Origin of the sequence: Peteryoungia algae (assembly GCF_030369675.1) — a bacterium.
Classification (GTDB): domain Bacteria; phylum Pseudomonadota; class Alphaproteobacteria; order Rhizobiales; family Rhizobiaceae; genus Allorhizobium; species Allorhizobium algae.
Genome location: NZ_CP128477.1, coordinates 141,189 through 167,531, shown reverse-complemented (window position 1 = coordinate 167,531; position 26,343 = coordinate 141,189). Strand labels below are relative to the sequence as shown.

Genomic DNA, 26,343 nt, shown 5'->3' with positions numbered 1-26,343 from the left:
CCAGGCTATCAGAGCGCGCCGATGGCCTTGAGTTTCTTCAGGACCGCAGCGCTCGGTTCGCCGGTTTCCGGCAGCTGGTAATGGCGTTCGAAGCGGCGGATGGCGGCGCGGGTGTCGTCGCCGGGAATGCCGTCGATGGTGATGTTCCTGTAGGCCATGTTGGACAGGCCACGCTGGATTTCCATGACGAGGCCGGGATCGAAATTCGCCTGCTGGACGACAGGCGGAACGGCCGGTTCGACGGCCTTGGGCGGCAGGGCCTGGACCGGGACAACAGGGCGGCGCGGCGCGGTGACGAGCCTGGTTTCGGCGCTGCGGATCGCGGCGGCGACCGGGTCCTCGCCCCCGGCATCGATATCCATGACCGGACGCTGGGCGGGCACGGCGGCTGTGACGCCGCGATCCAGGGTCAGGGCGGCCAGAAGCTCCGGGGTTACAAGGCCATTCGCTTCCATGCCGACGGTCTTCTGGAAGACGGCGATCGCGGTTTCAGTGCGCGGACCGATGACACCGTCGGCCTCGCCGTCATAAAGACCCCGGCGCAGGAGTTCTCCCTGAACCCGGCGGATCAGACCGGCCGCTTCTTCGGCATTGGCCGGCAGGCCGGCAGGGCGCGCGGCGGTGGCGGCCTCCACGGCTGGATCTTGAACGGCAGTCGTCTCGACCGGAGCGCCATCGGCAGCCGTCTTCTCCCGTTCGATGCGGAAGGTGGTGACGGTTTCGGGATCCTGCTCGCTCAGCAGCGGCGCGCGCGGCACGCCCGCGAGTGCGGTGAAGTCCTCGGCGTTGCGGGTGCGCAGGAAGGGCGATGGATGCTGGCCGGGCTGATACCAGAGGGCGTTGGCGGCGATGGTGCCGAAGATCAGCGAGAAGCAGAAGGCGCCGCCGACGGCACGCGGATAGCGGCCGGCCAAGCGCACCAGCGCACCTCCCCCCCTGGAAAGAACGCGGAGAGCCGTGTTGCCCGCCTTCTTCTTCTCAGGCGATTTTCGCTTTCGCTTCGTCATGCCCCGGCGCAATCCCACCCGTCTTGTTCTCGTTCCCCGCAGCCGCCAGGCGTGGCGGGAATTCGACCATGTTTGTTTCGTCTGCGGCCCTGGCGCCCGAGCCGTCGACCGGCAGGCTCACCATGACCACGGTGCCCTCGCCCGGCCGGCTTTCGATCCGGAAAGTGCCGCCATGCAGGGCCGTCAATCCCTTTACCAGCGAAAGCCCCAGGCCGGAACCCTCGTAGTTGCGATTGAGATCGTTCTGCACTTGTGTGAAGGGGCGGCCGATCAGCGCCATCTTTTCCGGTGCAATCCCGATGCCGGTATCGCTGACGCTGACGGTCACCTCGTTGCCGCTCCGGACCGCATCGATGGTCACGGCGCCGCCGGCATCGGTGAACTTGATGGCGTTGCCAAGCAGATTGATGACGATCTGGCGGAGCGCCCGTCCATCGGCGGTGATTCCGCCCAGGCCCTTGGGGAGGCGGCTGGTGAGCTTCAGACCCTTGGTCTGGGCCTGCAGCGACAGCATGCGTTCACATTCCGTCAGCGATGCGGCGAGATCGACATCCTCGAGCATGAGTTCGTAGCGGCCGGCCTCGATCTTCGACATGTCGAGCATCGTATTGACGACGGACAGGAGATGAGCGCCCGACTGGCGGATCAGTTGAACATATTCCCGCTGACGGTCGTTTTCGAGCTTGCCGAAATATTCACCGATCAGAATGTCGGAAAAGCCGAGGATGGCATTGAGCGGGGTGCGCATCTCGTGGCTGACGGCCGCCAGAAAGCGGCTCTTGATCTCGTGGGCGGCAGTCGCCTCTTCTTCCTTGCGGGTGACGGCATCGCGTATCGCCATTTCGCCTGCGATGTCGAGCATCTGGGCGCGCACGGCTGCAAGCGATCCATCATCGGCGCGCACGGCCGTCATGTCGAGGCGGACATTGAGAAACTGGGCCTGGTCGAGGCCGATCACCGGGCGATCGAGGCGCAGATCCGTGACGACGACATCGGCGCCGAGGCGCAGTTCGTCGAGCGCCTGGGCGAACGCCAGCCGATCGGAAACATGGACCTGCTCGACGAAGGGCCGCGACAGCGGTTCGCGCAGGAAGGAGAGAAACATCTGGCGGTCGCGACCACCTGCACTCGTGACGATGCCGGCCGGATCGAGCGTCAGGAAGAGGCCCGGGCAGAATTCGTAAGGGTCACCCACGATCTGCTCGCCCGCCGGCAGACGGGCTTCCGCGCTGCGTGCGCCGAGGCGACGGCCACAGACGAGCGCGACGGCTGCGAGAAGATGGAGCGCTGTCGCCAGGGCAAAACCGATCGGCAGCCCGGTGGCGGGGCCGAGGAGAAAGGTGAAGCCTGCGGGAAGGGCGACGAAGGCCGGCGACATGGCGAGCGTCAAATTGCGCAGGGCGACGATCTCAGACCGTTCGGCGGGGCGGCCGGCAGCATGACGCGACAGGAGGCGGGCAAGGAGCCCGTCCATCGTTACCGTCAGTGCATCCGACATATTACGCATTACAACCACGCCAGAAATCCGCAACCGGTTCATCTGATTTATCGGCCTGAAGATAGGCCGGACGCGCTTAAGGAATAGATAAGGCAGAGGCCTGCAACGGGTCTTACCGGGCCGATCCGACCCGAAACGGGACATCGGGATGAGGCATTCCCAAACATGGTTAACGGTGCGTAAGCGCTGATATCATTCAACTTTTCGAATGGCCGTTAAGACTTGTGGTGGCCTGGCCCCGCCAGAAGCGGTGGATTGTCGGGTCGCAGCCACATTTATGCTTAACGCGGATCGCTAAACTTCTAGGCAAGCGTCCCGAAACGGAGAGATCACTCAAATTTTAGTCGAATTCACATCAAAGCCGACCGGCTTTCGAAAAACGATTTTCGCGAATCGAACCTAGGGTCGCTTCCATGAGTTCGGGGCGTAACCCGGACCGTTCCGGCAAAGACCGGCAACAGGGATTTTGGTGAAGACAATGTGGTTTCTGATCAAAGGATCAATCTACTGCACCGCGACACTGGTCGCATTGTCCTTCCTTGCGGCACCGCCCGCCGAGGAGAGAGACGGCGCCGGCTTCGACATGGGTGCAGCCATGACCGCAGCCAGCGGTGCCTATGACTATGTGACCTCGCTCTGCGTCGAGAAGCCTGAGGTCTGCGACAAGGGCGCGGCAACCTTCCAGGCGCTCGGCCAGCGGGCCCGCGAAGGTGCACTCGTCGCCTACCAATTGCTCGACAAGCAGTTCACCGACGGCGGCACGACGACCGTGGCCGACGAGAATACGGCAACGACACGCGGCGCCATCGAGATCGTCAAGCCGCAAGTCGAGATCCCGCAGCTGGCGAACATCGAAGCCGAGGAGCCTGTCATCACCGGCACGGTCACGCCGACGGCGCGCCCGAAGCACCTGCCGAAACCCTATCAGCCGCCGAAGCTCTGAGCGCTTCGCAGCATACATGACCGCATCTTCTTGCGGTCACTCCAAGAATTTCGGGGCGGATGTCCGCCCCCTCCCCGCTTGCAACCGGGCCTGCCATGGACCGGATGCCTGTCTGCCTGTCCCTCACTGAAATCGGCGTTTTGCCGGGCCGCGTGGCGAAAGCTACGCGGCTTTTCTTTTTTCGGCGCACCCGAAGAGGGGGATGGCGTTGAGCCAGATGACGATGTGTCTTATAGTGTCTTACCGAATTCGAGGAGCGCCCATGCCCGAAGCGAAACAAAGCGAATCCGTCACTCTGCGGGTTCCGTCAGACATCCTTGCGGACGTCGATCGGATTGCCGGAGGCACGGAGCGATCACGGAGTTACATCATCCTGAGAGCTCTAAAGGCTTACCTCGTGCAGGAGGGCGCCGATATCTTGGGCGCCATCGAAGGTCGGATGCAACTGGACGCTGGCGAGCACGAGGACTTCGATGTCGTTCTGGCCGAAATGAATCGCATCATTGCCGGCAAGGTCGCATGATATCCATCCGGCTCTCCCGCAGAGCCTCCGACTATATGCGCCGAGAGAGTGCCTATCTTCTTGGCCGCCATCCATCGGCGGCGCGCACGTTTGTCCAATCGATGAACAGGGCACGCGCGCTGCTGCGAGAATTTCCCGATATCGGCAATCAGACGCATGGACTGCAGATCGCGGGGTTTCGCACGCTCGTGGTCGGCGACTACCTGATCGACTATCGGCGCCTGGGTGACCTCATCGAGATCGCAAACATCCGGCACGGCCGCATGCATATCCCGGTCCCCGATGCGGATGACGATCCCTAGCAAACCTGAGAACACTCAGCATTTTGCGGTCCATCGACATGCACACCATGTTTCCTTGCCGCAGGCGGTTCAAATGCGCTGAGGTCTGGCCTATATCGGTCCGACTTGAACATCGGGTGGGTAGCATGACGAGCTTGAACGCAATGATCGACGACTTCGGTTTCCTCGACGACTGGGAGGACCGGATGCGCTATGTGATCGAGCTCGGCAAGGCGTTGCCCGACCTGCCGGACGACGAGAAGACCGCAGCCAACAAGGTGCAGGGATGCGCGAGCCAGGTCTGGCTCTCGGTTTCGGCCGGTGACGGTGCCGATCCGGTGATGACCTTTCGCGGCGACAGTGACGCCTTCATCGTGCGCGGTCTCGTGGCCATCGTGCTTGCCGCCTATTCCGGCAAAAAGGCGACAGACGTGGTCGATTTCGATGCGCTCGACCTCTTCAGCCAGATCGGCCTGCTCGAACACCTGACCGCGCAGCGAGCCAACGGTCTGCGCTCGATGATCCAGCGCATCCGCGAAGAGGCAGCGCGGCGACTGGTGTGAACGGGCACAACTCGCCTCACCCCATCTTCGGCCGGAAATCCTCCTGGCCCCAGTGGCGCGGACGGGATCGCACGGACGTCGGGACGTAATGGCGCGCAAGTGAGAGAAGAGCGGCACGCAACATAAGCTTGGCAGAGCGGGCCGGCCATTGCCGTTCGCGCTCGACGGTTTCCAGGCCCTTGCCGAAGCAACAGACATCGAGGGCGACACCCGACAGTTCCGGGCCCATCGCCTCGATGGCGCGGGCGATGCGGGTTCGGGCGGCGAGCCTGCTGTCTGGCAGGTCCACCGAGGGCGGGGCGCCCCCCCTGGCGCGGGCGGACAGCCGAGGCTGCCAACTTGCCGTGATCCGGGGCTGAAGGCCGGCGAAGTCGAAGTCTGCGGCAAGGCGTTCTCCGGCGGCGACGGCGTCTGGCGACAGAAAGGCGCGACCATCCTTCTCCTTCAGGCGCAGGAGCGGAAAAAGCGGGGATTCCTGCAGATTTCGGCGCACGGTCCGGCGACCCTCGGGGGTCACCAGTGTTTCAACCTCCATCGTCCGGTGCTGGCTGGCATGGGCCTCGTCCGGCAGCTCGCAGAGATCCCGGCGGAGCCATGCGGCCGTTTCTGTGGTGGCGACGAAGCCTTCGGGGGACCGTGCGAGCAGACCGTCGGCGACCAGTCGGGCGAGGCGTTCCGGGGCGAGCTCGGCCATGGCGCCGGGCGGGCAGTGCCTATCTGCCGGATTGCTCGCTGCGCCCTCGGCTGGAAGGATGATCGGACCGGTGAGTGCGCGGCGGAGGATCTGTCGGACCTGCTTGCGCTCGGCGCGGGAGGTATTGGCCAGTGCTCCATCGGCCCCAGTCGCGCGGAATGTGCCGCGGCCGGACGCATGGAACGGTGCTGCTGTCACGGCAGCGCTCGTCGCCGGGTCTGGCGGCAATCCGGCCTGACCGGCGCCGGTCGTTTGTCTGGAGCTCTTCCTCGTCGTCATGATGCCGCCTCCCCTCAGATGCGCCAGCCGGCCAGAAGATGCACGGCGCTCGCCATGCGCTCGACAATCGCAACAAAGGTATCGTAGGCGCGGTCGTCGCGGCGGTCCTCGACCATGCGGCAGGCATGGCCGACGGTGGAGCGATCACGGCCGAAGGCCTCCGCCACCTCGCCCATCGGCATGGAATAGGCGACGTGGCAGACATACATGGCGACCTGACGCACATGGCCCGTCGCCCGGCGGCCGGGATCCTGGTCACTTTCGAGGCCGGTCGCGCGCAGCAGTTCCTCCGTCAACTGACGCACGATCATGCAGAGCAGGCGCCGTTCCGGGGTGAGTGAACGCGGGCCGTCGCCATTCACGGGGGCATTCGTCTGCTCCGGGTCCCAATTCACAGACGGGGCAGGAGACAGGGCTGCAGGCGGGGGCGGTTCGGGACGAGAGGAAGGATCGAGGGTCATGGCTCACCTTGCAATAGGATTTTCTTCCTATTGAAGTTAGCAGACTCTTCAGGACTTAGAACCCCAAAAATCTGGGGGTACCTGAATTTTCGCCTTGAGGTCCGTGCCCTCGCCAGCACCTCAGTCGAAGATCGGGAATATCTTCCTATATTTCCACATGAAAAAGGCCGGTCGCGTGACCGGCCTCGTGTTCTGCATGCCGCTTGCGCGGCAAAGCCCGGATTACTTGGCGCGCTTGCGGCGCTGGCCCAGACCCATTTCCTTGGCGAGGCGCGAGCGCGCTTCGGCATAGGCGGGTGCCACCATCGGATAGTCGGACGGCAGGCCCCACTTCTCGCGATATTCTTCCGGGGTCATGTTGTAATGGGTCATCAGGTGGCGCTTCAGCGACTTGAATTTCTGACCATCCTCAAGGCAGATCAGATAGTCGTCCTCGATCGACTTGCGGATCGGAACCGGGGGCTTCGGCTTCTCGACGACAGCCTGCACCGGGGTCGGCGTGGCTGTGCTGTTCAGAGCCTGGTGGACATCGGCGATCAGGGTTGTCAGGTCGCTGACCTGAACCATGTGGTTGCTGACATAGGCCGAAACGATGTCGGCTGTCAGCTCCACCAGCAATTGCTGGCTGGGACCCTGTTGGACTTCACTCATTCACATCTCCTGTTCAATTTCTGCGCGGATGCCCCATCCCCGCAGACAATAGTTTATAGCGCTTCCGGCCGACGACAGTGGACACGGAAGATGAAAACACCCGACAAAGATCACCAAATTTGCCGAAACGGTCCCCAAAACCGCCCGACCCTGTGCAACGCCGACTTTGACGAAGATAAGGCCTGTGCAAATGCCAATACCCGGAACTCAACTTCGCTTACAGACCGCGAACGCAACATATCAGCGCTCTTGATTGTGAATTAGCACTCCGGCTGCAAATGTCCACAAGATATTTCTACTAGATATGACAGGTATAAAACTTATTTATTGGCGATTTGCTCAATCGCGTCACAATCGAACGCAGGGATTTCAATAGAAATCCCAACTCAACCAGCAATACCAAAAGTTCGATTAGCCAACCATATCGTCACGTACCGATACGGATGACAGCTTGTAGCCGACCTTGTGGGCCGCCCGGGCGAGAAGATGGGCGGAAATCGGGGCCGTCAGGATGAAGAAGACGATACCCGCAAGGGATCGCCCAAAGGTCGCGCCATCGGCGGCATGCAGACCGACGGCGAGCAGAAGCAAGCCCGAGCCCACCGTACCGGCCTTCGAGGCCGCATGCATGCGGGTGTAGAAATCCGGCAGGCGGTTGAGACCGATCGCAGCGAGCAGGGAGAACAGCGCCCCGGCGATCATCAAGAAGGCAACTGCGAGCGTTGCGAGGAGCGATATCATTTGGCCTCCTTGCCGGACGGTGCGGCCGGCTTGCTGGTCTTGCGGGGTTTGGCCGTCTTCGGCGCAGCGGCCCCGGCTGCAGATGTGGCCACCGGTTTGGGCGGCGCCGGGCCAGGTGCTGGACCGGGCTCGATCTCTTCCCCCTCCCCGACACAGCCGCGGGCGAGCACGAAGCGGGCAAAGGCAACGGTTGCCAGGAAGCCGACGAGGCCGAGCGCGATGGCGATGTCGATGTACAGCGTATAGCCGGTTCTGAGAGCGATGACGGCGATGAAACCGATGACGATGCCGACCAGCATGTCGAGCGCGACGATGCGATCCGGCAAGGTCGGGCCGACGACGGCGCGATAGACGGTGAGCAGCAGCGCGACGACGAGGATGGCGATGGCCACGATCGATGCGTATTCGACGATCAGTTCGGGGGTCATCAGGCAAAGGCCTCCATGATCTTCTTCTCGAAGCCTTCGGCAATGTCACGGCGGGCCGCTTCGACATCCGAGCAATCGAGCGCATGCACATAGAGGGTCTGGCGATCCTCGGAGACATCGACCGACAGCGTACCCGGCGTCAGCGTGATGAGATTGGCAAGCAGCGAAATCTCCCAGTCGCTTTTGACCGACAGCGGATAGGCAAAGATGCCGGGCTTCAGATCCATCTTCGGCTGCAGGACAAGCGTCGCCACGCGCCAGGCGGACTTTGCCAGTTCGACCAGGAAGAGCATGACGAGCGACAGGATGCGGCGTGAGCGGCTGGTATAATCGGGCCCGACGAAGCGCTCGCGCAGGAGATAGAGCGTGAGGATCGAGAGAACGAAGCCGAAGAGGAAGTTCAGGAGCGTGAAGCTTCCCGATACGGTGGCCCAGATCACCGCCATCAGGATACTGATCGCATAAAGGCTCATCGAGCACCTCCTTCAGGGAAGACGGAGCGAATATAGCTCGTCGGGTCGAGCAGGCCGGAGGCTGCATCCTGGCTGATGACGATCAGGCTGTCGGGGAACAGGCCGAACCAGACGACGAAGCCGGTGAGGATGATGATCGGCGCCATGCGCCAGCGCTGTGCGCCCACCTGGATGGCGGGTGCGGCCGTCAGTTCCGGCTCTCCCGCCACGGCGACAGGGCGCCAGAAGGAGAAGAGGAAGACACGCCCGAAGGCGATCGTGGTCAGGAAGCCCGAGAAAAGCACGGAGGCTGCAAGCCACCAGGCGCCGATGTCGATCGAGGCCTTGACCAGAAGTGCCTTCGGCCAGAAACCGGAAAACGGCGGCAGGCCGCTTGCGGCGAAGAAGAGCGCCAGCGTCAAGGCGCCGAAGAGCGGGGCGACGGCCCAGAGACCGGCGACACGGTCGAGGCGATAGTGGCCGCCGATCCGGGCGATCTCGCCGGCAACGAGATAGAGTGCAGTCATCAGCAGGATCGAATGCAGCGCGTAGAAGATCGCAGCCCCGACGGCGAGATTGCTGCCGATCGCGATACCCGCCATCATGTTGCCGATCCCGGCGATGACGACGAAGCCGAGGAAACGACGGATGTCGTTCTGGGCAAGCGCGCCCATGGCGCCGAGGACCATGGTGAGGGCCGCGACGATGGCGATGACGAGGCTCAAGGCCTCGCGCTCGACGGGAAAGAGCATGACCATGACACGCAACAGCGCATAGACACCGACCTTGGTGAGCAGGCCAGCAAAGAGCGCCGACACCACGACGCGCGGGGTATGGTAGGAGGCCGGCAGCCAGAAATTAACCGGGAAGGCCGCCGCCTTCATCGCGAAGGCGAGGACAAAGAGCGCCGACAGCGTCATCAGCGGTGCTGTGCCGGCATAATTCGGCACCTTCATCGCAATGTCGGCCATGTTGAGCGTGCCGAAGATGCCGTAGAGATAGGCAACGCCGATGAGGAAGAGTGTCGTCGCCATCAGGTTCAGAACCGCATATTTCAGCGCACCATCGATCTGCTCGCGCTCGGAGCCGAGGATCAAGAGACCGAAGGAGGAGATCAGCAGGACCTCGAACCAGACATAGAGGTTGAAGATATCGCCGGTCAGGAAGGCACCGGAGACGCCCGCCATCAGCAGCATCAGCAACGGATAGAAGCCGTAGCGGCGACCGCTGTTGTTGATCTCGACATGGGCATAGAGCGCACCGCACAGGGCGACGATGGCTGCGGCCAGGGCGAGCAATGCGCCGGTCAGATCGACGGTGATGGCGATGCCGAAGGGCGGCAGCCAGCGGCCCATCATCATGGTCAAGGGTCCGTCGGCCACGACCTTCATCAGGAGCATGACGTCATTGAGCACAAGCAGCGCCAGTCCCGTCAGCGCCACGTGCGGATGCCAGTGGGTGCGGTGGCGGATCATCATCAGGATCGCGCCGAAGGCGATGCAGAGCGCCATGGGTGTGACCGCGAGCCAGTGGGCAGCCGTCATCGGCTCCATCACATAGGCGGCGGCGTAGTCGGCAGGTGTCGTTGTGGGGGCAGCCATAAGGTCCTCGTGTCTCCTGCTCAGTAGCCGCTCGGCGGCAGCGGCTCGTCCTTCGGCTCGGCGACGCGCATCTCATCCGTGTCGTCGGTGCCGAGGTCCTGGTAGGCGCGGTAGGTCAGCACCAGCAGGAAGCAGAAGAAGGAGAAGGAGATGACAATCGCCGTCAGGATGAGGGCCTGCGGCAGCGGATTGGCCGTGCCTGGCGGAAGCACGTCCACGCCGCCGGGAATGATCGGCGGGATGGCGGGCGTCAGGCGGCCAGCGGTGAAGAGCAGCATGTTGACGGCATTGCCGAGCAGCACGACGCCCAAGAGGATGCGGATGACCTTCTTCGACAGCATGAGATAAACGGCGGCAGCGAAGAAAATGCCGACGACGAGAGCGAAGATGACTTCCATCAGCCGTCATCCCTTTCTTCGAGTGCAAGCGCGATCGAGGCGAATGTGCCGACAACCACGAGATAGACGCCGATGTCGAAGGAGATCACGGTCGCGAGCGGAACTTCGACGCCGCCAAGGCTTGGATAGACCCAGACGCCGGTCATGAAGGGATAGCCGAGGGGGGCCGATATCACGCCCGACAAGGTCGAGACCAGAAGGCCGCAGCCCGCCACCGACATCGGATGAAAGACCATGGCGCGGCGCACGGCCTGGACGCCGAAGGCGATGCCATACATGGCGAAGGCGGCGGCCCCGATCAGGCCGCCGATGAAGCCGCCTCCCGGTTCATTGTGGCCGCGCAACAGCACGAAGATCGAGAAGACCAGCATCAGCACGGTCAGGAACGGCGCAAAGGTGCGGAAGATCAGGGTGTTCATCGGCGTTTTGCACCTTTTGTCTTGGACGATGCAGGGGGCGGCGCCGGCGCGGGCGCGACCTCGGAGGGAGCCGGTGTCGGAATGATCGGCGCACCGACCCGAATGCGGATCAGCGCCAGGATGGAGAGGCCGGTGATCATGACGACGCCGATCTCACCCAGCGTATCGACACCGCGGAAGTCGACGATGATGACATTCACCACATTGGCGCCGTGGGCGATGATCTTGGAATGCTCGGCGAAGAAGGCCGAGAGCGAGGCATCGAAGGGGCCGGCGGTCGAGGCGGCGAGCATCAGGCCGAAGCCGAGGCCACAGGCAATGGCAAGCGAGCCGTCGAGCAGACGGGCAGTGATCGGGCGGTGATCCGAGGGCGAGAGCCTGAGCCGCGTCATGACCAGCGCCAGGATGACGACCGAAAGCGTCTCGACCATGAACTGGGTGAAGGAGAGATCCGGCGCACCATAGAGCAGGAAGATGACGGCGACGGCGAAGCCCTGGATGCCGAGGCAGACGATCGCGGTCAGGCGGTCCTGGGCCGAAAGCACGGCAATGACACCGATGACGGCAATGGCAAGGATCGCCATTTGGTGGAAGTCGAATTCCGATGGCAGGCTGAGACCCGTCGGCAGCTCGCCATAGACGACGGGCGTGACCAGAAGCACGATCGCGACGAAGACGAAGGTGAGCGTGATGTAGGTTTCAAGGCGGCCGTTCTGGACGAAACGGGTGATCCCGGTGGACAGCCGCACGAGACCGCTGATGAAATGGTCGAAGCCGCGGTCCGGGCTCACGCCGAGGCCGGTGACGAGGCGATCGACCGTGGCGCGGAGGCGGTCGAGGCCGAGATAAAGGACGACGCCGAGGACGACGGTCAGCACCGAGAGCGCCAGAGCCGCACCGATGGAGGGTATGAGGCCGATTGTGACGGCCTGCGCCTCGCCATCCACGGCGCTTGCCATGGGCGAGGAGATGAAGCGGTGCGCAAGGCCGGAGAAAAGTGCGCCTGCGAGCGACAGGACGGCGAGCGTCAGCGGTCCGAGCCAGAGCAGGACAGGCCCCTCATGGGCGTGTTTCGGCGTGTCACCTTCCCGGCCGATGAAGGGTTTCAGGCCGACAGCAAAGGCGATGACGAACATCAGGGCATTGCCGATCACGGCGACTGCGGTGAAGAGAATGGCGCGCGGGCTTGCGCCGGCGAGCGCGTAATAGATCTCTTCCTTGGCGAGGAAGCCGAAGAGCGGCGGCAGGCCGGCCATGGAGACGCCGGCGAGAATGGCGGCGGCAAAGGTGATCGGCATCAGCTTGCGCAAGCCGCCGAGGCGGGTGATGTCGCGCGTGCCGGCCTCATGGTCGATTGCGCCGGCGACCATGAAGAGCGCGCCCTTGAACAGCGAATGGGCAACCAGATAGAGCACCGCGGCCTCGACCGCGTGTTCGGTACCGAAGCCGGTCAGCATGACCAGCAGGCCGAGCGAGGCCACCGTCGTATAGGCCAGCATCAGCTTCAGATCGGTCTGGCGCACGGCCAGAACCGAGCCGACCAGCAGGGTGAGCCCGCCGAAGAAGGGCAACAGGATTTCCCAGGCGGGCGTTTCGCCCATGACCGGGTTGAGACGCATCAGGAGATAGACGCCGGCCTTCACCATGGTCGCCGAGTGCAGATAGGCCGAGACCGGGGTCGGCGCTTCCATGGCGTTGGGCAGCCAGAAGTGGAAGGGGAACTGGGCCGACTTGGTGAAGGCCCCGCCGAGCACCAGGAGAAGGGCTGCGAGATAGAAGGGGCTTTCGCGCAAGGTGTCGCCGGTCGAGAGCAGCAGCGAGAGCTGGCTGACGCCGGTGATGTTCCAGATGAAGATCATGCCGGCAAGCAGGATGAGACCACCGCCACCGGTGACGACCAGCGCCTGCAGGGCGGCCCGACGCGAGGCCTCCCGCGTGTGGTCGAAGCCGATCAGCAGGAAGGACGTGATCGAGGTGAGCTCCCAGAAGACGAAGAGCATGAGGAAGCTGTCGGAGACGACGAGCCCGAGCATGGCGCCCATGAAAAGCAGGATGAAGCCGATGAAGCGGCCCTGCTGCGGATGGCCCTTCATGTAGCCGCCGGCATACAGCACGATCAGCACGCCGATGCCGGTGATCAGCAGTGCGAAGGTGAGCGACAGGCCGTCGAGAAACCAGGAAAAGGAGAGATTGAGGCTGGGGACCCAGGCGAAACCGCCGGTCACCCGTTCGCCGGCTGCAATCTCGGGCAGGAAGCCTGCGAAATGGGCAAAGGCGAGCGCCGGTGCCAGAGCCAGCAACCAGGCGGCATTCGCCCCCAGGCGGCCCGTGAGCCATGGCGCCAGAAGAGCGGCGGCGAAGGGCAACAGCATGGCGACCCAGGTCAGGTCGCTCGTCATCTCAGGCATTCCATCTCCCCGTGGGTATCGGATCGGGTCTCGATCATCAGTCGATACAAGGTGCGAGTGTGTTAGGACAAGCCATCCTTCGTCTCAAGCAAAAACGGAACCTTATCGGTTCACGGACGCGTCAACCCAGGTTTCGGTCAAAAACAGTGCATGTCTATCAGTTTGACGTGAAAGCGCAGGCTGCTTTCGGCGACCAAAGCCATGCGAGGGGCGATTGCCGGTCGACATCCCGCACCCTATCTATAGTGCAACCCAGCCGGGCCATGCTTGCCACGCCGCTCGCTAGACGCCCGGTCCTTGCCAAGGAGTAGATCATGACCGCTTCCACCCCTGCCCCGAAGATCGTCAAGTCCGACGCCGAATGGCGCGAACAACTGACGCCGGAGCAATACCGGATCCTGCGCGAACACGGCACGGAGCGCGCCTTTTCCGGACCCTACTGGGACAATTTCCAGAAGGGTCTCTATCACTGTGCCGCCTGCGACGAACCACTCTTCGTCTCCGATACGAAGTTCGACGCCGGCTGCGGCTGGCCGAGCTATTTCGAGCCGGTGAAGCCTGATGCCGTGACCGAACACCGCGACACGGCCTTCGGCATGGTGCGCACGGAAATCCGCTGCGCCAATTGCGGCGGCCATCTGGGTCATGTCTTTCCCGACGGCCCGAAACCGACCGGCCTGCGCTACTGCATCAACGGCCATTCGATGGTGTTCACGCCGATCGACTGAGCGAACGAACCTCTTCCTCTCAGGAAGGGGCGACGCGAACCTCCGGGGCGGTGTGAGATCCGGGCACAATGAAGCCTGCCCCCCCGCACCCGGCGGTTTGCTGCCACCTCCTCGATTGAAGAGGAGGTGGAGGCTCCCTCACTCCGCGTGGAACGCTGCCAGCGCCCTTGGCGAAACGCGGGTCCAGATGCCCAAGAGCAGCAGGATGCGGTCTGGCGAGACGGAGCCGGAGCCTTCTCCACCGGGAAACCTTGCCGAGCGGTGGTCATCCCCTCCCCCGTCGGCTACATCTGGCGCCATGCCGACTCACTCTCTTACCGATCCGCTGTTTTCCGCCCCTGAGCCGGAAACGCCGCTGTCCGTGCTGAAACGCGTTTATGGCTATCCGGCCTTTCGCGGGCGGCAGGCGGAGGTGGTGTCCCATGTCGTTTCCGGTGGGGACGCCGTGGTGCTGTTTCCGACCGGAGCGGGCAAATCCCTGTGTTTCCAGGTGCCGGCGCTTTGCCGGCCGGGCGTCGGTGTGGTCGTCTCGCCGCTGATCGCCCTGATGCGCGACCAGGTGCAGGCGCTGAAGGGGCTTGGCGTCCGGGCCGCGGCGCTCAATTCGACGCTTTCCCGCGAGGAATATGTAGAGATCCGCCGGGCGCTCGATCGCGGCGCGCTCGACTTTCTCTATGTGACGCCGGAACGGACCGTCACGCCGGGCTTCCGCGAGATGATGCAAGGCGTGGAAATTGCGCTGTTTGCCATCGACGAGGCGCATTGCGTCTCGCAATGGGGGCATGATTTCCGGCCGGAATATCGCGAACTCGGCAAGCTGACCGACCTCTATCCCGGCGTGCCGCGCATGGCACTCACCGCCACGGCCGATCCCCACACACGCGAAGACATCATCGAGCGGCTGGGCCTGCACGATGCGGAAGTCTTCACCACCTCCTTCGACCGGCCGAACATTGCCTATGAGATCGTCGAGCGCGATCAGCCGCGCCAGCAGCTGCTGAGGTTTCTGTCGCGCCACAAGGGATCGAGCGGCATCGTCTATTGTCTCTCCCGCGCCAAGGTGGAGGAGATCGCGACCTGGCTCGACGATCAGGGAATCCGGGCGCTGCCCTATCACGCCGGCATGGACCGGGCGCTGCGCGACGCCAATCAGGATGCCTTCCTGAAGGAAGAAGAACTCTGCCTCGTCGCCACCGTCGCCTTCGGCATGGGCATCGACAAACCCAATGTGCGCTATGTCGCGCATCTCGATCTGCCGGGTTCCGTCGAGGCCTATTATCAGGAGACCGGGCGTGCGGGGCGCGACGGGCTGCCATCGGATGTGTGGATGGCCTATGGCATGGCCGATGTCATCCAGCGCGGGCGCATGATCGACGAAGGTCAGGCGGCTGACGAGATCAAGCGGGTGGAACGGGCCAAGCTCAATGCGCTGCTCGCCATCTGCGAGACGCCGGGCTGCCGACGCCAGGCGATCCTCAAGCATTTCGGCGAGCGCCACGCGGGGGGCTGCGGAAACTGCGATACCTGTTTGAAACCCGTCGAGACCTGGGACGGGCTGGAGGCTGCGATCAAGGCGCTGGCTGCGATCTATCGCACCGGCGAGCGCTTCGGCACCGGGCATCTGATCGACGTGCTCGTGGGCACCGAGAACGACAAGACGACACGCTTCGGCCACTGCGACATGCCAGTCTTCGGGGCGGGCAAGGACTTGCCGTCGAAAACCTGGCAATCGGTGTTCCGCCAGCTGCTGGCGGCCGGCTACATCAGGGTCGACCACACGGCGTTCGGGGCGTTGAAGCTCGAGGAGACGGCGCGGGACGTGTTCAAGCGCGAGGTCGAGGTGCGCTTCCGCAAGGACCGGCCGACCTCGGGCAAGGCGGCGCGTGGTCAATCCTCGCGCTCTGCCCAGGCCAAGGCGGGCCTCGACCAGGCGGATCAGGAATTGTTCGAGGCCCTGAGGGCCAGGCGCATGGAGCTTGCCCGCGAACAGGCCGTGCCGCCCTATGTGGTCTTTCCCGACACGACGCTGATTGCGCTCGCGACCGAGCGGCCGATGGACGAGGACGAAATGCTCGGCATTTCCGGCATCGGGCAGTCGAAGCTGGAACGGTATGGCGATGCGTTCCTCGAAGTGATCACGGCCTATTCGCGGTGAGGTTCTTGCCCTGCCCTTTCGGGGGATGGAGGCGGCTCCTGCAGGCAACCGTCGCGCCTCAGGCAGAGGCGCAGGCGTAGCGGAGGCAATCGCCAAGGTTCAGCCGTGCCGGGGAGCCAGAGTGAGGGGGCGGCTGACAGCGCGTACAGGTCTCGACGTCTGGGCGCGTCGCTCCCCCTCAAACGGCGCTGCGTGCCACCGTCTCCGCACCGGGGAGAAGGCATAACCGCCGGCGCCAGTCGGTGGGGCTTTCTCCCGTCACGCGCAAGAATTCACGGTTGAAATTGGATTTGGTCATGAAGCCGGCCTCGAAGAGGATCCGGGTGATTGGCATGTCGGTGTCGGTCAGCAGCCGGCAGGCCTCGGCAATGCGGTGGTTGTTGACGTAATGCGAGACGCTGATGCCGTGGACGCGGTTGACGGCTTCCGACACTGCGCGGGCGGGGGTGCCAAGCCGGCGGGCGAGACGGGCAAGGTTGAGGTCCGGATTTGCCCAGAGGCGCTTTTCCGTCATCAGACGGTCGAGATCCGCGGCGAGGCGCTGATGGTCTTCGGTTGCGGCTCTCGTTGCCAGGGCAGAGGGTAAGGCGGCGGCCTTGGCGCGGTCGCCCGATGACATGCTGGATGCCGACATGACCGGATCCGAACCGAATGCCGGCCGGTCCGGCAAATCGCTGTCCTCTCCCTCTCCCTCTCCCTCTCCCGTTTCCTCCTGGCCGGCAGTGACGGCGCCAATGCCGAGCAGAAGCAGGATGAGGGTGGTTGCGGCGGAGACGACCATTGGCGAATAGCGGCCACCGGACCAGACCATGTCGAGGCTGATCGCGACATCGGTGAGGGCCGAGGCGATGAGGGCAAGGCCTGTCAGCTGAAGTGCGCGATAGGAGCGCAAGGCCCCGTCGAGGCGGGCGGCAACGAGGCCGTCGGGGCCGAAGCGGGCGAGCCAGAGCAGCGCCAGGCCATAACTCAGAAAGGTGGCGATCAGGACGAGATCGACGGGAATGCGCAGACCCTGTGGAACACCGAGCCCGACCGGCAGGCGTGCCGTCAGCAGGATCGCGACAATCAGGCCTGTCGGGAGGAGATGCGGCCAGTCGGTGCGTTCAATACCCTGCCGCTCGCGGGCGAGATCGCGGAAGGCGAGAAAGGAGAGCGCCGGAATGAGGCTCGCCATCACCGGCAGGACGCCGAGGACCTGCGTCATGCCGTAACCCCAGCGCAGCCCGACGAGCAGGCTCTGTACGATATACATGACGATCAGCGCGAGGAAGAGGCCATGCGTGCCCCAGGCCTCGCGACCATCGCGCAGCAGGCGCACGAGGAAGATGGCGAGGAACAGGGCGACGAGGAAGGAGAGCGGGACGAAAAGCATGCGACCGGTTTCGATGGCTGGAGACTTAAGGGTGATGCCGCGACCATGACCCAAAGCGCGATCGCGGTCGACCCGGATCGTGATCGAGGTCGCAGATGCGGCGCTCGGAGTTGCAGATGGAGGCATCGAAACCGGCCAGCCGACATGCGGCACGGCCAAGCCAAGAGGTCACTTCACCATGCGCAAAAGAACGATCTTTCTCTCCATTCTCGGCGGTCTCGTCGGGCTCGCAATCCTCGACGGCGGCGTGCAGATGATCCGGGCGAGCGACGCGATCTCCGGCCCGGTCGATCTTTCCGGCGTGACGCAGCTTTCGGTGACGGGGGCGGCCAGCGACATCACGATTTCGACCCGGGGCGACGGCGCGCGTCAGGCCACGCTATCCGGAACGCGCCGCGGCTGGGGCGCGATCTGGCGCTCGGGCTGGTTTGCCGGGGATTGTGCCGGACGGGCCCGGATGACGCGGGACGGCGATAGGCTGACGGTCGACATGGGCGACAGGAGTGGTTTCTTCGGCTGGAACGACTGGGACGATTGCACGCTGACACTTGAAGCGACGCTTGCGCCGGACGCGTCAGTCTCGATCACCCAGAACGCAGCGCGCATGCGGCTCGACGGCGACTTCTCTCAGGTCGACGTTCGAAGCGATGCGGGCGACTTTGCCCTTGCCGGCCATGCGACGCAGGTCGCAGTCGAGGGTGCGGCGTTGCGGGCAAAGCTGACCTTCGACCGGGTAGTGCAGGACGAGATGGTGCTCCTGTCCGGCAAGATGCTCGATGCGACGCTGCGGTTTCTCGTGCCGACGACGATCTCTTACGCCGTCGAGGCCGTCGCATCCTATGTCGATAGCGCGTTGCCCAACACGCCGGGCGCAAGACCTGATATCACCATCCGGGGCGAGATGGTGCATGCGACGATCCGGTAACGGAGCGCATGGGGATCGCGGCGCACGCCGGCCCTTCCCTCCCTCAAGGGGGAGACGATCCCCGCGCAGCGCCGTGCGCTGATCGAATCGTCATATGCCAATTCCCCGATGGAACTTCTGGCGGCTTGATCAGTTGTCGGGGAATGGGCGTATCGGGACAGAGCAACCGGTATGCGTGCCGTTGCCCGGCATCCGCCGCGCCAGCGAGGCGGCCCGAACGTCAAGGGCCGCCCTTATGGGCGGCTTGCACGCTGCAGACGACAGCCGACAATTTCAGGAGACATTTCCATGCCGCAATCGACCACGACCAATCGCCGCTTCGTGCTGGCCGAGCGCCCCCGGGGCGAGCCCGACGAACGGACGCTGCGGCTGGAGACCGGGGCGCTTCCCGAGCCGTCCGAGGGGCAGATGCTGTTGCGCACGGTCTTCCTCTCGCTGGATCCCTATATGCGCGGGCGCATGAGCGATGCGCCGTCCTATGCCGCACCCGTCGAGATCGGCCAGACCATGGTCGGCGGCACTGTTTCGCGTGTGGTGGACTCAAAGCTCGACGGCTTCAGCAAAGGCGACTGGGTGGTCGGCTTTACCGGCTGGCAGGATTATGCGCTGTCGGACGGCAAGGGCATCACCTCGCTCGGCGCCAATCCAAGCCATCCGTCCTGGGCGCTCGGGGTGACCGGCATGCCGGGCTTTACTGCCTGGTCGGGCCTGAACGAGATCGGCAAACCGAAGGCCGGCGAGACGCTTGTGGTCGCCGGCGCAACGGGTCCCGTGGGCGCGACCGTCGGCCAGATCGGCAAGATCCTCGGTCTCAGGGTCGTGGGCATTGCCGGCGGGCGCGAGAAATGCGCCCATGCGGTCGACACGCTCGGTTTCGACGCCTGCATTGACTACAAGGCCGACGGCTTCGCCGAAGACCTCAAACGCGCGACGCCCAAGGGTATCGACATCTATTTCGAGAATGTCGGCGGTGCCGTGTTCGACGCGGTCGCCCCGCTTCTCAACACCGGCGCGCGCATTCCCCTTTGTGGACTGATTGCGCAGTACAACGCGACCGGCCTGCCTGAAGGCCCGGACCGGCTCGGTTGGCTGATGGGCATGTTCCTCAAGAAGCGTATCACCGTGCGCGGCTTCATCGTCTTCGACGATTTCGGCCATCTCTATCCCGATTTCGCCAAGGAGATGGGCGGCTGGGTGGAAGCCGGCAAGATCCAGTATCGCGAAGAGATGATCGACGGGCTGGAAGAGGCACCGCGCGCCTTCATCGGACTGCTGCGCGGCGAGGCTTTCGGCAAGCGGGTCATCCGCGTCGGGCCTGACGACTGATCTGGCGCGAGGCTGAGGCTTCGAGCCACTCGCCTGGCGACGACGCCTCAGGATGGGGCGTGGTCGCAACATGGCCCACACTTGGTTTCCCCGAGAATTTCAAACGACAAGGAATGACAGCTATGAAAATCCTGATGGTTCTTACCTCCCACGACCAGCTTGGCGATACCGGCAAGAAAACCGGCTTCTGGCTGGAGGAATTTGCAGCTCCCTATTACGTCCTGAAGGACGCAGGCGCTGATGTCACGCTCGCTTCGCCAAAGGGTGGCCAGCCGCCGCTCGATCCGAAGAGCGACGAGCCGGATGCGCAGACAGAGGCGACCGGCCGGTTCAAGTCGGACCAGACGGCACAGCAGCTGCTTGCCTCGACCACGCCGCTCTCGCACATCGATCCCGCCGATTTCGACGCCGTCTTCTATCCCGGTGGCCACGGGCCGCTCTGGGATCTGGCGGAAGACAAGGACAGCATCGCCCTGATCGAGGCCTTCGCGGCCAAGGACCGGCCGGTCGCCACGGTCTGCCATGCGCCGGCCGTTCTGCGCCATGTGAAGGGCAAGGACGGCAAGCCGCTCGTTTCCGGCCGCAAGGTGACCGGCTTCACCAATTCGGAAGAAGAGGCAGTCGGCCTGACGGATGTCGTGCCCTTCCTGGTCGAGGACATGCTGCAGGAACGCGGCGGGCTTTACGAAAAGGGCGCCGACTGGAGCGTGCATGTGGTGACCGACGGCAAGCTGGTCACCGGCCAGAACCCGGCATCGTCGGAAGACGCGGCAAAGGCCTTGCTGGCGCTGCTCTAAGGCAAAACGTTTCACCCGCACATCGCAGCCACCTCCTCGCAGGGGAGGTGGCGGCCCGCGAGGGGAACAGGCGTCACGCCCCCAGCTTCAGCTCCATCATCGTCAGATCCAGCCAGCGGCCGAATTTCTGGCCAACCTCGTGGTGGGTGCCGACGAGGCGGAAGCCGAGGCTTTTGTGGAGGGCGATGGAGCCGGTATTGCCGGCCTCGATGGCGGCGACCATGACGTGGATGCCACCCTGTGTCGCACGTTCGATCAGGGCCGCCATCAGTGCCTTGCCGAGGCCGCGTCCATAATGGTCCTTCTCGACATACACCGAATGTTCGACCGACTGGCGGAAGCCGTCAAAGGGCCGCCAGTCGCCGTAGGAGGCATAGCCGGCGATGCGACCGTCGATTTCCGCGACCAGGATCGGGAAACCGCGCGTTCGGCGCAGTTCGAACCAGGCGCGACGGTTGTCGAGATCGACCAGGGTCTCGTTCCAGATCGCAGTGGTTTCGGCTACCGCGTGATTGTAGATGGCGAGGATCGCGGGCAGATCGGCTTCGGTCGCCTCGCGGAGAATGGGGAGCAGGGTCATGTTCGGGACTTTTGCAGTTTGCAGCGGACTATGCGCCGCGCGAGACGATGATGTGACGGCTGATACTTCGCCGAGGCGAGACATCGGGCATCAAGGGCGCAAAGGCAAGACCATCACCGCAGGAAATCTCGCGCCATGACCTCTCTTCTTCCCGGCCTCCTCACCCGCTATGTTCTCGTCCTGATCGGCGCGCAAATCCTCGTTTATCTGCTGGTTCTGGTGCTTGACGCCTATGGCTGGGGCGACAGCCTGTCGTCGGCCGGCAATGTGGCGGTGCTGATGGCCGGCGGCTCGACTGCCGGGAGCTTCGTGGCACAGAGACTGAGGGCGCGACCAAGCTGGGGATCGAGCCTCAGGCTTTCCGCGCTGCTCTGCCTCGTCGCCGTGCTGCTCGGTTCGCTGATCCTTGTTGGCGTGGTGTTCGTCAACGGTTTTTCCTGGGCAGAGCTGCAGATGCTTGCCGGCCAGATGGACATGACGCCTGTCACGGCGGCACTGGTGCTGGCGGGTGTTTCGCTGGCGCTCAGTTTTCCGGTGACGCTGGCGGGCTTTCGCCTCGGCGCCAGTCAAGTGGCAAAGCAGATCGAAAAACAGGACTCGGTGACAGGGATCTGAGAACGCTGTCGTCAGGCTCGGGTCTGTTGAGAGCATCCGCTGCGCATGCAGAGATGACACGAGAGTGGGAAAACCTGGCTTGTCGCCGGTCGTGGAAGGCACTCTGGACGCGCCCTGACATGACGGCTGACATGACGACCGGGAAAACGATGAGCGTGCCTAGCCCAGGCTGATCGCCGTAAACACTGCCGAATAATGCACGATTGCCGCGGTGACGACGAAGGCGTGCCAGATGGCGTTCTGGAAGCGCAGGCGTTCCCAGACGTGGAAGACGACGCCGGCGGAATAGATGCAGCCGCCGACGATGATCAGGGTCAGCGTCACACCGGGGATGATCTCGGAGATCGGACCCATGGCGAGTGCGCCGCTCCAGCCCATGCCGAGATAAAGCAGGATGGCGAGGCGATCGTAGCGGCCGGGGAAGCGGAATTTGAGCCAGATGCCGGTAAACGCCGTGATCCAGATGCCGATCAGGAGCGCCAGGATCATCGGGCGGTCGGCGCCCTGGACGAGGAAGGGGGTGTAGGTGGAGGCAATCAGGATGAAGATCGCCGAGTGATCGAAGCGGCGCAGGATCCACTTCACGCGCGAATGCGGCCACATATTATAGGTGAAGGAAACGCCGAGCGAGATGATCAGGCCAAGCCCGTAGATCCAGCTCGCGGCAATATTGGCATAGTCGGAATAGACGGTGGCGTAGAAGATGAGTGCTGTGGCACCGACCAGCGCAAAGACAACCCCGACGCCATGGATGATCCCGTCGGCGACCAGTTCCGGAAGGTCGTAGGCGCGGCCAAACTTGAAGTGCTCGGTACTCATCTCGTCTCTTCGTCGTTTCTCAATTGCGGCAGCTTCAGGTTCTGAAGCAATGCCCGGGATGATGGCGGAAATGGTCCGCTCTCACAAGCGGTCCGCTCTTCACAAACGCACTGCAACCGTAACCTTCCTTGCTTGCCTAATCATGACACGGCGCCTACCAATCAATGGTTACCGCCGAATTCCTGTAGCCGGGGCAATCATGCGCTTCACCATCCTCGCCACGTTCGCCGCCCTCCTCACCTATTGCTGGTTCCTTCTGAAGGTCGGACAGGCCCGCAAGAAATTCGGCGTCGAGGCGCCGAAGACGACGGGCAATACCGATTTCGAGCGGGTCTTTCGCGTCCAGCAGAACACCGTCGAGCAGATGGTGCTCTTCCTGCCCTCGCTGTGGATTTTCGGCTTTTACGTCTCCGACATGCTGGCCGGGCTGCTTGGGCTCGGCTGGACTGCGGCACGGGCACTTTATGCCGCAGAATATTATACCGATGCAAAGACGCGTGGACCGGGTTCCGCGCTTACGTTTCTGATCGGGATCGTGCTGCTTGTCGGTGGCACGATCGGGGCGCTGATCACAACGGGCTGAAGGTTATCGGACGCTCGCTCACGGCTGCTCCGGGACGGCTGGGACAGACGGCGCGAGATCTGGAGCGTCTTGCGGTGGCGGATTGGCCTCAAGGTCAGCGATCAGGCTCTTCATTTCCGCAATTTCCCGCACCTGTGCCTCAATGATTTCATCGGCCAGCTTGCGCACGCGCGGATCCTGGATATGGGCGCGTTCGCTGGTCATGATGGCAATCGAGTGATGCGGGATCATCGCCTTCATGTAGCTGACGTCGCCGACCGTCTCCTGGCTGCGGACCAGCCAGAGAGAGCCGGCGAAGACGACGACGCTGGCGGCGATGATAAAGGCGTTGGTGCGGCCGTTCGGATACATAGAGGCCATGAAGCCCATCATGACCATCGCCATGACCGCGCCCATCAGCAGCGCCATCCAGGTGCGTGTCTGGCTGTAGGTGACATGATCCAGCGCATAGGTGTTGAGATACATCAGCACAAACATCACGACAGTGGAGGTTGCGATCATAGCGGCGAAACGGGTGTAGGACATCAGGCGCCTCCGGGCATCAGGACGGGCCGCGAGCGGCCCGTGCCGGGCCCCGATGCGGCGTATGATGGCGAAAGGCGCAAGGCGCGAGGATTGTTCCATGGGCGCGCGAAGGGGCGTGCATCACGGCGGTGAACAGCGTCACGCGCAACCTGACCTCAGAGCCGTTGCAGGGCCCCAAACGCAAACGAGGGGGCTTTCGCCCCCTCGCCTGTCGTTCATCTCGCTTCGACCATCACGCCGTCTGCATGGCGCCCGGTCCTGGCACGGCTCCCGGAGGGCACTTGCCGAGGATGATCATGCCGAGCACTTCGTCCTTGGTGACATCTTCGGTGCGGGCATGGCCCACAACGCGACCGTTCTTCATGACGAAGACGCGGTCTGCGAGGTCGAAGACATCGTGGATGTCGTGGCTGATCAGGAAGATGCCGATGCCGTCCTTCTTCAGCTGCGTGATGAGGTCACCGACCTGGGCGGTTTCCTGCGGACCCAGTGCTGCCGTCGGTTCGTCCATGATCAGGATCTGGGCATCGAAGAGGATCGCACGCGCGATCGCCACCGACTGGCGCTGACCACCGGAAAGCGCCTTTACCGGCTCCTTGAAGCGCTGGAAGTTGGGGTTCAAGCGCCCCATGACTTCACGGGCCTTCGCTTCCATCGCGACGTCATCAAGCGTGCCCCAGGGGGTGCGCAACTCGCGGCCGAGATAGAGGTTGGCGGCGGCATCGACGTTATCGGCGACGGCAAGCGTCTGGTAGATCGTCTCGATCCCGTATCGCTTGGCGTCGCGCGGATTGTTGATGTCGGCGAAATCGCCACGGACCAGGATATCGCCGTTGTCGCGCTTGTAGGCGCCGGAGAGTATCTTGATCAGGGTCGACTTGCCGGCACCATTGTGGCCGAGCAGGGCCACGACTTCGCCGGGGAAGAGGTCGATGGAGGCGTCATCAACGGCATGGATGCCGCCGAAGGCGATGGAAACGTTACGCATTTCCACGAGGGGGGTACGTTTTTCCGACATGAGTTCAGCTCCCCTTACTTCGCACGCGAGCGGTAGACGGTGTCGAGCCAGACCGCAACGACGAGCACGATACCGATGACGATGCTCTGGAGCGGTGTGTCGAGACCGAGCAGAACCATGCCCGAATTCAGTGATTGCATGACGATGGCGCCAAGCATGGCGCCGGCGATGGTGCCGACGCCACCGGCAAGCGACGTGCCGCCGATAACGGCTGCCGCGATGGTGTAGAGTTCGTCGAGCGTGCCCTGCGCATTGGTCGCGGCATTGAGGCGGGCGGTCGAGATGGCGGCGGCGATGGCGCAGAGGGCGCCCATCAGCGCGAACATCTTGACGATGACCCACTTGACCTTGATGCCGGCGAGTTCGGCGGCTTCCGGATTGCCACCGATCGCGAAGACGTAGCGGCCGAAGCGCGTGCGGTTGGTGATGAAGGCCATGACCATGGCAATGCCGATGGCGATCAGGACCGGCACGGCAATGCCCAGGCCGATCTGCAGACCACCTTCGGGCCAGGCGATGCCATTGGCCTCGGCATATCTGCGGGCCAGATTGACCGGCATGTAGTAGCTGTTGGCCACCCAGACGGCGCCGAGCACGGCAATGCAGCCGGAGATGGCGAGGAAATATTCCGCCCAGACCGGGCGCAGAGGGAAACCGAAGCGGCGACGCTGCCGGCGGGTGTTGAGAATGGACAGCACGATCAGCAGGCAGGCGACGAGGCCGACGATCCAGCTTGCGGTGACGCCGATCGAACCATCCGCACCACCGCCCATCAGGCGGTAGGTGGTGTCCATCGGGGCAACCGTTGCACCTGACGTGACCATCCAGGCAGCCCCGCGCCAGACGAGCAGGCCGCCGAGCGTGACGATGAAGGCGGGTACGCCGAGGAAGGCAATGATGGCGCCATGCAGCGCGCCGATCGCGGCGCCGGCGAGAATGCCGGCCGACAGGGCGATGATCCACATCATCGGATGTTCGAAGCCGATGATCGGCGGCAGGATGCGGGCCTGAAGCACCGCCATGATCATGCCGACAAAACCGAGGATCGAGCCGACGGACAGGTCGATGTTGCGGGTAACGATGACCAGCACCATGCCCGTTGCCATGACCGAAACCGAGGCGGCCTGAACCGAGAGGTTCCACAGGTTGCGCGAGGTCAGGAAAAGGCCGTTCGACAGGATGTCGAAGCCGACCCAGATGAGCCCCAACGCGATCACCATGCCGAGCAGGCGCGTGTCGATCTCGGTGGCCTGGAAGAAGCGCTTCAGCGCTGAAACATTGGATGCCCGGGCTCCGTGCGCGGGTGTGGCAAGGCTGTTATCCGCCATACGAATTATTCTCCCCAGTCGTTTGTCGGCTTGCGAAGGTCGCGCGTCTTGCGCAGGCCTGCGGGATTCGTACCCGCCTTGCGGATCGGGACATCTCATTCTGTGGTGAAGCCTGCGACAGGCGGCCCCTTAAAGCCGTGTTGCCGGCCCTCGCCGTGATGCGTCCGACCAGTCGAAACGCCGCAGCGCAATGGCTGCGGCGTCCCGGCTCAAGCTCTGTGGTCA

The 26,343-nt window shown here is 63.6% G+C and carries 30 protein-coding genes; 11 read left to right on the top strand and 19 right to left on the bottom strand.

What is annotated here, in order from left to right; all coding sequences use genetic code 11:
* Positions 1 to 8: 8 nt before the first annotated feature.
* Positions 9 to 1,007: a peptidoglycan-binding domain-containing protein gene (locus QTL56_RS00910; protein ID WP_245137667.1), complete on the bottom strand. Its 999-nt coding sequence runs from the start codon at positions 1,005 to 1,007 to the stop codon at positions 9 to 11.
* Positions 979 to 2,514, bottom strand: a complete 1,536-nt coding sequence (locus QTL56_RS00905; RefSeq protein WP_229576625.1) for a sensor histidine kinase — start codon at positions 2,512 to 2,514, stop codon at positions 979 to 981. Before QTL56_RS00905 ends, QTL56_RS00910 begins: the two co-directional genes overlap by 29 nt.
* Positions 2,515 to 2,983: 469 nt before the next feature.
* On the opposite strand from QTL56_RS00905, the gene QTL56_RS00900 reads away from it, so the two are divergent.
* From QTL56_RS00900 to QTL56_RS00885, 4 genes are all read left to right on the top strand, one after another.
* Positions 2,984 to 3,448 carry a DUF5330 domain-containing protein gene (locus tag QTL56_RS00900; RefSeq protein ID WP_245137670.1) on the top strand — a complete coding sequence of 155 codons (465 nt, stop codon included), beginning with the start codon at positions 2,984 to 2,986 and terminating at the stop codon, positions 3,446 to 3,448.
* Positions 3,449 to 3,710: 262 nt separating this feature from the next.
* On the top strand, positions 3,711 to 3,971 hold the full coding sequence (locus QTL56_RS00895; RefSeq protein ID WP_245137672.1) for a CopG family ribbon-helix-helix protein: 261 nt from the start codon (positions 3,711 to 3,713) through the stop codon (positions 3,969 to 3,971).
* Positions 3,968 to 4,273 (top strand): type II toxin-antitoxin system RelE/ParE family toxin, encoded by a 306-nt coding sequence (locus QTL56_RS00890; protein ID WP_245137674.1) that lies wholly within the window; start codon positions 3,968 to 3,970, stop codon positions 4,271 to 4,273. The genes QTL56_RS00895 and QTL56_RS00890 overlap by 4 nt, the downstream gene beginning before the upstream one ends.
* A gap of 125 nt (positions 4,274 to 4,398) precedes the next feature.
* Positions 4,399 to 4,815, top strand: coding sequence for a SufE family protein (locus QTL56_RS00885; protein ID WP_245137676.1), 417 nt, complete (start codon positions 4,399 to 4,401; stop codon positions 4,813 to 4,815).
* Between the two features lie 16 nt (positions 4,816 to 4,831).
* Here the strand turns inward: QTL56_RS00885 and QTL56_RS00880 are convergent, their stop codons facing one another.
* From QTL56_RS00880 to QTL56_RS00835, 10 genes are all read right to left on the bottom strand, one after another.
* Complete coding sequence (locus QTL56_RS00880) at positions 4,832 to 5,788, bottom strand: DUF6456 domain-containing protein (RefSeq protein WP_245137677.1); 957 nt, start codon at positions 5,786 to 5,788, stop codon at positions 4,832 to 4,834.
* A gap of 14 nt (positions 5,789 to 5,802) precedes the next feature.
* Positions 5,803 to 6,249: a helix-turn-helix domain-containing protein gene (locus tag QTL56_RS00875; protein WP_245137679.1), complete on the bottom strand. Its 447-nt coding sequence runs from the start codon at positions 6,247 to 6,249 to the stop codon at positions 5,803 to 5,805.
* Between the two features lie 222 nt (positions 6,250 to 6,471).
* The gene (locus QTL56_RS00870) at positions 6,472 to 6,900 is read right to left on the bottom strand and encodes a Ros/MucR family transcriptional regulator (protein ID WP_229576643.1); all 429 of its coding nucleotides are present in this window, start codon (positions 6,898 to 6,900) and stop codon (positions 6,472 to 6,474) included.
* 411 nt (positions 6,901 to 7,311) lie between these two features.
* Positions 7,312 to 7,641, bottom strand: coding sequence for a monovalent cation/H(+) antiporter subunit G (mnhG, locus tag QTL56_RS00865; protein WP_245137681.1), 330 nt, complete (start codon positions 7,639 to 7,641; stop codon positions 7,312 to 7,314).
* A complete protein-coding gene (locus QTL56_RS00860; protein WP_245137683.1) occupies positions 7,638 to 8,069 on the bottom strand; it encodes a cation:proton antiporter in 432 nt (143 codons plus the stop codon). Before QTL56_RS00860 ends, mnhG begins: the two co-directional genes overlap by 4 nt.
* The gene (locus tag QTL56_RS00855) at positions 8,069 to 8,542 is read right to left on the bottom strand and encodes a Na+/H+ antiporter subunit E (RefSeq protein WP_245137684.1); all 474 of its coding nucleotides are present in this window, start codon (positions 8,540 to 8,542) and stop codon (positions 8,069 to 8,071) included. The genes QTL56_RS00860 and QTL56_RS00855 overlap by 1 nt, the downstream gene beginning before the upstream one ends.
* Positions 8,539 to 10,122: a Na+/H+ antiporter subunit D gene (locus QTL56_RS00850; protein ID WP_245137686.1), complete on the bottom strand. Its 1,584-nt coding sequence runs from the start codon at positions 10,120 to 10,122 to the stop codon at positions 8,539 to 8,541. The genes QTL56_RS00855 and QTL56_RS00850 overlap by 4 nt, the downstream gene beginning before the upstream one ends.
* A 20-nt stretch (positions 10,123 to 10,142) precedes the next feature.
* Positions 10,143 to 10,520 carry a Na+/H+ antiporter subunit C gene (locus QTL56_RS00845; protein ID WP_229576652.1) on the bottom strand — a complete coding sequence of 126 codons (378 nt, stop codon included), beginning with the start codon at positions 10,518 to 10,520 and terminating at the stop codon, positions 10,143 to 10,145.
* Positions 10,520 to 10,939, bottom strand: a complete 420-nt coding sequence (locus tag QTL56_RS00840; protein ID WP_245137688.1) for a Na+/H+ antiporter subunit B — start codon at positions 10,937 to 10,939, stop codon at positions 10,520 to 10,522. Before QTL56_RS00840 ends, QTL56_RS00845 begins: the two co-directional genes overlap by 1 nt.
* Positions 10,936 to 13,338 carry a putative monovalent cation/H+ antiporter subunit A gene (locus tag QTL56_RS00835; RefSeq protein ID WP_245137788.1) on the bottom strand — a complete coding sequence of 801 codons (2,403 nt, stop codon included), beginning with the start codon at positions 13,336 to 13,338 and terminating at the stop codon, positions 10,936 to 10,938. Before QTL56_RS00835 ends, QTL56_RS00840 begins: the two co-directional genes overlap by 4 nt.
* 323 nt (positions 13,339 to 13,661) lie before the next feature.
* On the opposite strand from QTL56_RS00835, the gene msrB reads away from it, so the two are divergent.
* The gene (msrB, locus tag QTL56_RS00830) at positions 13,662 to 14,075 is read left to right on the top strand and encodes a peptide-methionine (R)-S-oxide reductase MsrB (protein WP_245137689.1); all 414 of its coding nucleotides are present in this window, start codon (positions 13,662 to 13,664) and stop codon (positions 14,073 to 14,075) included.
* Between the two features lie 138 nt (positions 14,076 to 14,213).
* Here the strand turns inward: msrB and QTL56_RS00825 are convergent, their stop codons facing one another.
* On the bottom strand, positions 14,214 to 14,375 hold the full coding sequence (locus QTL56_RS00825) for a hypothetical protein (protein WP_245137691.1): 162 nt from the start codon (positions 14,373 to 14,375) through the stop codon (positions 14,214 to 14,216).
* Here QTL56_RS00825 and recQ point away from each other — a divergent pair.
* On the top strand, positions 14,374 to 16,230 hold the full coding sequence (gene recQ, locus QTL56_RS00820) for a DNA helicase RecQ (RefSeq protein WP_245137693.1): 1,857 nt from the start codon (positions 14,374 to 14,376) through the stop codon (positions 16,228 to 16,230). The genes QTL56_RS00825 and recQ overlap by 2 nt on opposite strands.
* Before the next feature lie 178 nt (positions 16,231 to 16,408).
* Here recQ and QTL56_RS00815 read toward each other — a convergent pair whose 3' ends face one another.
* On the bottom strand, positions 16,409 to 17,602 hold the full coding sequence (locus QTL56_RS00815) for a helix-turn-helix domain-containing protein (RefSeq protein WP_245137694.1): 1,194 nt from the start codon (positions 17,600 to 17,602) through the stop codon (positions 16,409 to 16,411).
* 79 nt (positions 17,603 to 17,681) lie between these two features.
* Here QTL56_RS00815 and QTL56_RS00810 point away from each other — a divergent pair, with 79 nt between their 5' ends.
* From QTL56_RS00810 to QTL56_RS00800, 3 genes are all read left to right on the top strand, one after another.
* The gene (locus tag QTL56_RS00810; protein WP_245137696.1) at positions 17,682 to 18,527 is read left to right on the top strand and encodes a hypothetical protein; all 846 of its coding nucleotides are present in this window, start codon (positions 17,682 to 17,684) and stop codon (positions 18,525 to 18,527) included.
* 288 nt (positions 18,528 to 18,815) lie between these two features.
* On the top strand, positions 18,816 to 19,853 hold the full coding sequence (curA, locus tag QTL56_RS00805; protein WP_245137698.1) for an NADPH-dependent curcumin/dihydrocurcumin reductase: 1,038 nt from the start codon (positions 18,816 to 18,818) through the stop codon (positions 19,851 to 19,853).
* Positions 19,854 to 19,975: 122 nt separating this feature from the next.
* The gene (locus tag QTL56_RS00800) at positions 19,976 to 20,650 is read left to right on the top strand and encodes a type 1 glutamine amidotransferase domain-containing protein (protein WP_245137789.1); all 675 of its coding nucleotides are present in this window, start codon (positions 19,976 to 19,978) and stop codon (positions 20,648 to 20,650) included.
* Positions 20,651 to 20,723: 73 nt separating this feature from the next.
* On the opposite strand, the gene QTL56_RS00795 is transcribed toward QTL56_RS00800, so the two are convergent.
* Positions 20,724 to 21,230 carry a GNAT family N-acetyltransferase gene (locus QTL56_RS00795; protein WP_280640742.1) on the bottom strand — a complete coding sequence of 169 codons (507 nt, stop codon included), beginning with the start codon at positions 21,228 to 21,230 and terminating at the stop codon, positions 20,724 to 20,726.
* A 135-nt stretch (positions 21,231 to 21,365) separates the two neighbouring features.
* Here QTL56_RS00795 and QTL56_RS00790 point away from each other — a divergent pair, with 135 nt between their 5' ends.
* The gene (locus QTL56_RS00790) at positions 21,366 to 21,845 is read left to right on the top strand and encodes an ABZJ_00895 family protein (RefSeq protein WP_245137699.1); all 480 of its coding nucleotides are present in this window, start codon (positions 21,366 to 21,368) and stop codon (positions 21,843 to 21,845) included.
* A gap of 159 nt (positions 21,846 to 22,004) precedes the next feature.
* On the opposite strand, the gene trhA is transcribed toward QTL56_RS00790, so the two are convergent.
* Complete coding sequence (trhA, locus tag QTL56_RS00785; protein WP_229576665.1) at positions 22,005 to 22,664, bottom strand: PAQR family membrane homeostasis protein TrhA; 660 nt, start codon at positions 22,662 to 22,664, stop codon at positions 22,005 to 22,007.
* Positions 22,665 to 22,863: 199 nt separating this feature from the next.
* Here trhA and QTL56_RS00780 point away from each other — a divergent pair, with 199 nt between their 5' ends.
* Positions 22,864 to 23,247, top strand: coding sequence for an MAPEG family protein (locus QTL56_RS00780; RefSeq protein ID WP_229576666.1), 384 nt, complete (start codon positions 22,864 to 22,866; stop codon positions 23,245 to 23,247).
* 18 nt (positions 23,248 to 23,265) lie between these two features.
* Here the strand turns inward: QTL56_RS00780 and QTL56_RS00775 are convergent, their stop codons facing one another.
* The 3 genes from QTL56_RS00775 to QTL56_RS00765 all read right to left on the bottom strand — a co-directional run bounded on the left by QTL56_RS00775 (position 23,266) and on the right by QTL56_RS00765 (position 26,118).
* Positions 23,266 to 23,772, bottom strand: coding sequence for a DUF305 domain-containing protein (locus tag QTL56_RS00775; protein WP_229576667.1), 507 nt, complete (start codon positions 23,770 to 23,772; stop codon positions 23,266 to 23,268).
* A gap of 232 nt (positions 23,773 to 24,004) precedes the next feature.
* Complete coding sequence (locus tag QTL56_RS00770; RefSeq protein WP_245137702.1) at positions 24,005 to 24,790, bottom strand: ATP-binding cassette domain-containing protein; 786 nt, start codon at positions 24,788 to 24,790, stop codon at positions 24,005 to 24,007.
* Positions 24,791 to 24,804: 14 nt separating this feature from the next.
* Positions 24,805 to 26,118 carry a sugar ABC transporter permease gene (locus QTL56_RS00765; protein WP_229576669.1) on the bottom strand — a complete coding sequence of 438 codons (1,314 nt, stop codon included), beginning with the start codon at positions 26,116 to 26,118 and terminating at the stop codon, positions 24,805 to 24,807.
* Between the last annotated feature and the right edge of the window lie 225 nt (positions 26,119 to 26,343).